Source organism: Bacteroides sp. CAG:633, assembly GCF_000435115.1.
In the GTDB taxonomy this organism is placed as follows: Bacteria; Bacteroidota; Bacteroidia; order Bacteroidales; family Bacteroidaceae; genus Bacteroides; species Bacteroides ndongoniae.
Map to the genome: position 1 here is coordinate 1 of NZ_FR883083.1, position 6,597 is coordinate 6,597.

Sequence of the window (6,597 nt, forward strand, 5' to 3'; positions counted from 1 at the left end):
CTGGACAAGGGACTGCAACACCTGGCGCAAGTCATCCAGCAGACCACCGGACGCGACATCGCCACGTTACCCGGCGCCGGAGCAGCCGGAGGCATGGGAGGCACCCTGTCTGCCCTGCTCAACGCCGAACTAAAGCCCGGCATAGACTTACTGCTCGACCTGACGGACTTTGACAAGCTAATCGAAGGTGCCGACCTCATCATCACCGGCGAAGGAAAATCGGACCGCCAGACGGTGATGGGCAAAGTTCCGTCGGGCATCCTGAAACGGGCCAGGCGGCAAGGCATCCCCGTCATCCTCGTATCCGGCAGCATCGAAGATGCCGATATCCTGAACCAGGCCGGCTTCCGTGCCGCCTTTTCCATTACTCCGGCTCCGATGTCTTTGGAAGAAGCCATGCGACCGTCCACGGCCTGCCAAAACATCATGCAGACCGTCGGACAGATCTGCCGGATATGGGACGGTGCGTCTGTTTTATAAAGCCTTCCACTACAGCAAGCATAAACGGGCATAAAAAGAGAGTGTATCAAATGAAAAAACGGCTTTTTCCAGGCATGGATTACACGGAGATTCACGGATTACTTCTTCTTCCGGGTAATTCTGTGCTCATTTCACATAAGCCAGTTATTCTTCAATTGATACACTCTCTATATACTCGTCGTCAAGCAACGACGCAACCTTCTCTTTAAGAAAGCTTGTGGATAATCAGTCCTGAACGCAACTTAGGTTCGAACCACGTTGTCTTGGGAGGCATGATGTTGCCCGTATCGGCAATATCCATCAGCTGCTTCATGCTGACCGGATAGAGTGCCAGTGCCATCTTCATCTCGCCACTGTCCACACGGCGCTTCAACTCGCCCAATCCACGGATTCCGCCGACAAAGTCAATGCGCTTGTCCGAACGGAGGTCCTTGATGCCCAATATCTCGTCGAGAATCAGGTTGGAAGAAATCGTTACGTCAAGCACCCCGATCGGGTCGTTATCGTCGTACGTACCCGGCTTGGCAGTCAGGCTGTACCACTTGCCGTCCAGATAAAGCGAGAAGTTGTGCAGACAGGCCGGTTTGTAGATCTCGGCACCCTTTTCCTCTACATCGAAATGACGGCTTACCGCTTCGAGGAACTGTGCAGGAGTCAGACCGTTCAGATCCTTCACGACACGGTTGTAGTCGATAATCGTCAGTTGGTTGGCAGGGAAGCACACCGCCATGAAGTAGTTATACTCTTCATCGCCCCGGTGATTCGGGTTCTGCTTTGCCTTCTCGGCACCGACCAACGCTGCAGCGGCACTGCGGTGGTGTCCGTCGGCAATGTAGAGAGCCGGCATCTTGGCAAACTCGCGGGTAATGGCAGCGATATCTTCCGGACGGTCAATCACCCAGAATGTATGACCGAAACCATCGTCAGGAGCCACAAAGTCGTACACGGGCGGCTGTGCCGTATAGCGGGCAATCAGTGCATCGAGCGTCTTGTTGTCGGGATAGGCAAAAAAGACCGGTTCGATGTTCGCATTGTTCACACGGACGTGCTTCATGCGGTCTTCTTCCTTGTCGCGGCGGGTCAGCTCATGCTTCTTGATGACACCGTTCATGTAGTCGGGCACGTAAGCGCCTACCACCAGTCCGAACTGTGTCTTGCCATTCATCGTCTGGGCATAGATGTAATAGTTTTCTTTCTCGTCCTGCACCAGCCAGCCTTTATCCTGGAATTTCTGAAAATTCTCGGCAGCCTTCTGGTAAACACGCGGATCGTGTTCGTCGGTACCTACAGGAAAGTCTATCTCGGGCTTGATAATGTGGTAGAGAGACATCTCATTGCCTTCGGCCTCGGCACGCGCTTCTTCAGAGTTCAGCACGTCGTAAGGGCGGGAAGCTACTTTTTCCACCAGCTCTTTGGGGGGACGGAGTCCCTTGAATGGTTTGATTGTTGCCATAAATACTCAGTTTTCTTTTGAAGTTGTTTTCATTCTACGCTTAAAGGCAAACGCTATTTCGAAGGCTGCCACGCACAACAGAAGCAATGCCATTCCCTGTAAAAAGCCTTCCGCATAATCGGACATGCTGACCAGACCTGTCAACCCGTTCAGCGAAACAGCCAATATCAACGGAATGTATATCTGTATGCACTCTTTGGTTTCCTTCTTCATAGCCGTACCTTTTATTTTATTTGTTCACGCGGAACTTCTCGCAACCGTCTTTCAGGAAGCCTACAATCTGTTTGGCGGCAGCAATACCGGCATTGATGTTGGCTTCGGCGGTCTGTGCACCCATCTTCTTGGGTGTAGAGAAATAGCGGCCTGCAAACTTGGCAGCAAACGTTTCGTGAGCAGCCGGCATGATGTCGGTCATGTACTTCAGGTCGGCACGCTCTTCCATCAGCTGAATCAGTTCGGCTTCGTTGATAACCTCCTTACGGGCTGTGTTCACCAGCAGTCCGCCTTTCGGCATCTTGCCTACCAACGCATGATTGATAGAGTTCTTTGTTTCGGCAGTAGCCGGAATGTGCAAGGAAACGACATCACATGTAGCGTACAGTTCCTCGGCCGAATCAACCGCTTTCACGCCATCATTTTCGATAACCTCTTTCGGGCAGAATGCGTCGTAAGCATAGATTTCCATGCCAAATCCCTTGGCGATGCGTGCCACGTTGCGACCTACATTTCCATAAGCATGAATACCCAGTTTCTTACCTTTCAACTCCGTGCCCGAAGTACCGTTATACATATTGCGTACAGCCATCACCATCAGTCCGAAAGCCAGTTCGGCTACGGCGTTCGAGTTCTGTCCCGGTGTATTCATCACGCATACATTGTGAGCAGTAGCAGCTTCCAGGTCTACATTGTCGTAACCGGCACCGGCACGTACCACAATCTTCAGCTGCTTGGCAGCGTCCAGTACTTCTGCGTCAATGACATCGCTGCGGATAATGATAGCATCGGCATCCTTTACCGCATCCAGTAACTTGGCTTTCTCACCATATTTCTCCAGCAGGGCCAATTCGTAGCCTGCTGCTTCTATTTCCTTACGAATACCGTCTACGGCCACTTTGGCAAACGGTTTGTCTGTTGCAACTAATACTTTCATAGTTTTATGATATTAGAAAAAAAATTCACCACAGAATACACCCATCATCACAGCCATCATCCGAAAAAGAGTATCTGTGGTAATCTGTGCAATCTGTGGTGAACTATAATTGGTTTATTTCAGATTAATGAAGTTTCTCGAATTCTTGCATGCAGTCGATCAGCGCCTGTACACTTTCCTTCGGCATGGCGTTGTAGCACGATGCACGGAAACCGCCAACCGAACGGTGTCCCTTGATGCCGACCATACCCTTTTCGGTAGCAAACTTCAGGAAGTCAGCTTCCAGATCCTTGTATTCGGGAGCCATAACGAAGCAGATGTTCATGCGCGAACGGTCTTCCTTGGCAGCTGTTCCCACAAACATCTTGTTGCGGTCGATTTCAGCGTACAGCATGTCAGCCTTTTCGATGGCACGGCGTTCCATTTCCTTCACGCCACCCTGAGCCTTGATCCAGCGCAATGTAAGCATGGCCGAGTAAATGGGCACTACCGGCGGTGTATTGAACATTGAACCGCCATCGATATGTGTCTGATAGTTCAGCATGGTCGGGATGTAACGCGAAACCTTGCCTACTGCATCGTTTTTCACAATGACGAACGTTACGCCGGCAGGAGCCAGATTCTTCTGTGCACCGCCATAGATACAGATATATTTGGACACGTCGACCGGACGCGAGAAAATATCAGAAGACATATCGGCAATCATCGGAACATTCACATCAAGATCGTGCTTAATTTCGGTACCGAAAATAGTATTGTTCGTCGTGATGTGGAAATAATCGACGTCAGCAGGGATTGTATAGTCTTTCGGGATGAAAGTGAAGTTTGCGTCAGCCGAAGAAGCCACCTCTACTACTTCACCGAAAGCCTTTGCTTCCTTCATGGCTTTCTTGGCCCATGTACCGGTATTCAGATAGGCTGCTTTCTTTTCCAGGAAGTTGTAGGGGACCATGCAGAATTCCAGACTGGCACCACCACCCAAAAACAATACTGAATAACCTTCGGGAATATTAAGTAATTCTTTGAACAATGCCACAGCTTCGTCCACAACGGGCTGAAAATCTTTGGCACGATGGCTGATTTCCATCAGTGAGAGACCGGAACCGTTAAAGTCCAAGATAGCTTTCGCTGTGTCTTCGATCACCTCGCGCGGAAGGATGGAGGGTCCTGCATTGAAATTATGCTTTTTCATTTAAAGTGTGTTTTTGGTTATACAATTCGTTCATTTCTGTCTTTCGACATGGCGAAATTACGGAATTATTTCTTTAAAACAAATCTTTCCTTATGAAAAAACCATTTTTAAACGTATTTTCCTATCTTTTTATTGGTTTATACAGGAAATATACACCAATTTGTTACATATACTTGCCAAGTCACCTGACAAAAAGGCAAACTGAAAGTTTATGGCCCCCATTAGCAACTATTAAGCAGAAAAACTGCAAATAAAATGCATATTTATCACATAGCACCTTTTCTAGTATGTTCAGCAGCATGTTTCCGCCGTTTTTCACTATTTTTATTTGGCTTCCTCGATGATTGTCTTCATCCCCTTGATCTTTTCGCCACGCACCAACGTCAACAGCTGTTTCACCTTGCTGCGGCGTACAGCCACAAAAGCATAATGTTCCTTCACGTCTACCTGCCCCACATCCTCACGCGTCAGGCCACCTTTCTTATACAGGAAACCGACAATGTCCACCTTGTTCAGCTTGTCCTTCTTTCCTTTCCCTATATATAAGGTTGCCCAGCGCGACTTCATCGGTTTGGGGATCTGCACCGGCATTTCAAAGCAGGGAACCTCATCGGACAGATACGCGGGCAGGTGTTCTTCGGGATGCAGTATCAGATAGGCCGATCCGCTGGCGTCCCAACGTGCCGTACGTCCGTTGCGGTGGGTAAAGGCTTCTTCGTTGACCGGCAGATGGTAGTGCACCACGTTGTCCATGCCCGGAATGTCGAGTCCGCGCGCAGCCAGGTCGGTCGACACCAGCACGGGGCTGCTTCCGTTGCGGAACTTGTAAAGGGCCCGCTCACGGTCGGGTTGCTCCATGCCGCCGTGAAACATTTCGCAAGGAAACTTCCGCGAACGCAGGTACTGCACCACCCGCTCCACACTCTCACGATAGTTCACAAACACCAGCGTCGAGGCATTGCCCAAGCAACACAACAGGTTGTACAGTGTCTCCAGCTTATCCTTTTCAGGCGAAAGTACCTGTTGCAGGCTCAGACGTGCTCCGGTCCTTTCCGCCGGCAGAAAGTCGAGCTTCACCAGCCCCTCCCCGTCCACACCGGCAAACTGCGGAATCTCTTCGGCATCGGTTGCCGAAAGCAATACGCGCTTCCGCAGCGAAGGCAGCTGACCGATGACTTCGGCCATCTCGTCCTGAAAGCCGAACTCCAGACACTTGTCGAACTCGTCGATGACCAGCGTTGTCACCCGTCCGGCATCGAAATTCTGTTTCTGCAAATGGTCGTTCATGCGCCCCGGCGTGCCGATGATGACTGCCGGGTTCAGTCCCTTCATCGTGCGGTGCTCGTCCATAGCCGGACGCCCGCCGTAACAGCTCATCGCCTTGAAAGGCGTATTCATGGCCTTGAACACGCCTTCTATCTGCAACGCCAGTTCGCGCGAGGGCACCAGCACCACTGCCTGCACGCCCTGCACACCGGTTTTCAACGAGCCTACCAGCGGCAAAAGGAAAGCCAACGTCTTACCCGACCCCGTGGGCGAAAGCAATACAAGGTTACGGCTGGCAGCATACGCCTTACAGGCAGCTTCCTGCATAGGGTTCAGCTGTTCGATATTCAAGTGATGAAGAATGTCCTGAAGTTCCATATAGCAAAATAGGTATTTACATAAAATCGGTTCAAAAATAGTGTTTTTTTCGCAAACGACTGACATCTTGTTGCTTTTAGGAACGGATTACGCGGAAATACACAGGGAAAGAAAATAAAGATGGAATCCTGCAAAACTTGCAAAACTTGCAAACTTGCATAGCTCTCACACCCACACACGCGCATGCGCATACGCGCGCACATCTAAATGCAAAAATGAGTTGTTTAATATTTAAGTTTCGGGTTTAATATTCCTTTGGAAAATAGAAGTTATCACTTTGCTTCGCAGTGTTAGAAGTTAAAGCCGATAATTTCATAAAGGAGGAGGCATAACAGCTAAATTTGCTACGAAACGTGTTTTATTAAATGCTGATAAATACTGATTTCACTGTTTCATGCGGATAATAAGCCGCAAATTTTGCGGTTAATTATCCGCAAAACCGTATATTTGCAGAAAACAGTGATGCCTATGTATATACATGAACATAAAGAATGGCCTTCCTTTTCGTGGGACAAGGAACTTGTCGGCGAGAAGCTGAACAAGGTAAACAAGGCTGTCGGCTATCTGATGGGACGTCTTAGTGTAATCGGTTTTAACGACAAGATGTCCGCCGTAGTTGAATCCATCTCCCATGACATCATTGCATCTTCAGAAATTGAAGGAGTGGAATTGAACAAT

The 6,597-nt window shown here is 49.5% G+C and carries 7 protein-coding genes; 2 read left to right on the top strand and 5 right to left on the bottom strand.

Going from position 1 to position 6,597, the window contains the following annotated elements; genetic code table 11:
- Positions 1-480: glycerate kinase (locus tag QVP67_RS09155; RefSeq protein WP_288180068.1), on the top strand; the 480-nt coding region annotated here is incomplete at its 5' end.
- Positions 481-685: 205 nt separating this feature from the next.
- Here the strand turns inward: QVP67_RS09155 and QVP67_RS09160 are convergent.
- The 5 genes from QVP67_RS09160 to QVP67_RS09180 form a co-directional block, all read right to left on the bottom strand.
- Entirely contained in the window at positions 686-1,933 is a 1,248-nt protein-coding gene (locus QVP67_RS09160; RefSeq protein WP_022163268.1) for a DUF1015 domain-containing protein, read from the bottom strand.
- Between the two features lie 6 nt (positions 1,934-1,939).
- Positions 1,940-2,146, bottom strand: coding sequence for a hypothetical protein (locus QVP67_RS09165; RefSeq protein WP_022163269.1), 207 nt, complete (start codon positions 2,144-2,146; stop codon positions 1,940-1,942).
- 16 nt (positions 2,147-2,162) lie between these two features.
- On the bottom strand, positions 2,163-3,083 hold the full coding sequence (locus QVP67_RS09170; RefSeq protein WP_022163270.1) for an NAD(P)-dependent oxidoreductase: 921 nt from the start codon (positions 3,081-3,083) through the stop codon (positions 2,163-2,165).
- A 124-nt stretch (positions 3,084-3,207) separates the two neighbouring features.
- Positions 3,208-4,275, bottom strand: a complete 1,068-nt coding sequence (serC, locus tag QVP67_RS09175) for a 3-phosphoserine/phosphohydroxythreonine transaminase (protein WP_022163271.1) — start codon at positions 4,273-4,275, stop codon at positions 3,208-3,210.
- Positions 4,276-4,599: 324 nt separating this feature from the next.
- Positions 4,600-5,919 (bottom strand): DEAD/DEAH box helicase, encoded by a 1,320-nt coding sequence (locus QVP67_RS09180; RefSeq protein WP_022163272.1) that lies wholly within the window; start codon positions 5,917-5,919, stop codon positions 4,600-4,602.
- Between the two features lie 468 nt (positions 5,920-6,387).
- On the opposite strand from QVP67_RS09180, the gene QVP67_RS09185 reads away from it, so the two are divergent.
- The coding region (locus QVP67_RS09185) for a DUF4172 domain-containing protein (RefSeq protein WP_288180069.1) at positions 6,388-6,597 on the top strand (210 nt) is incomplete at its 3' end.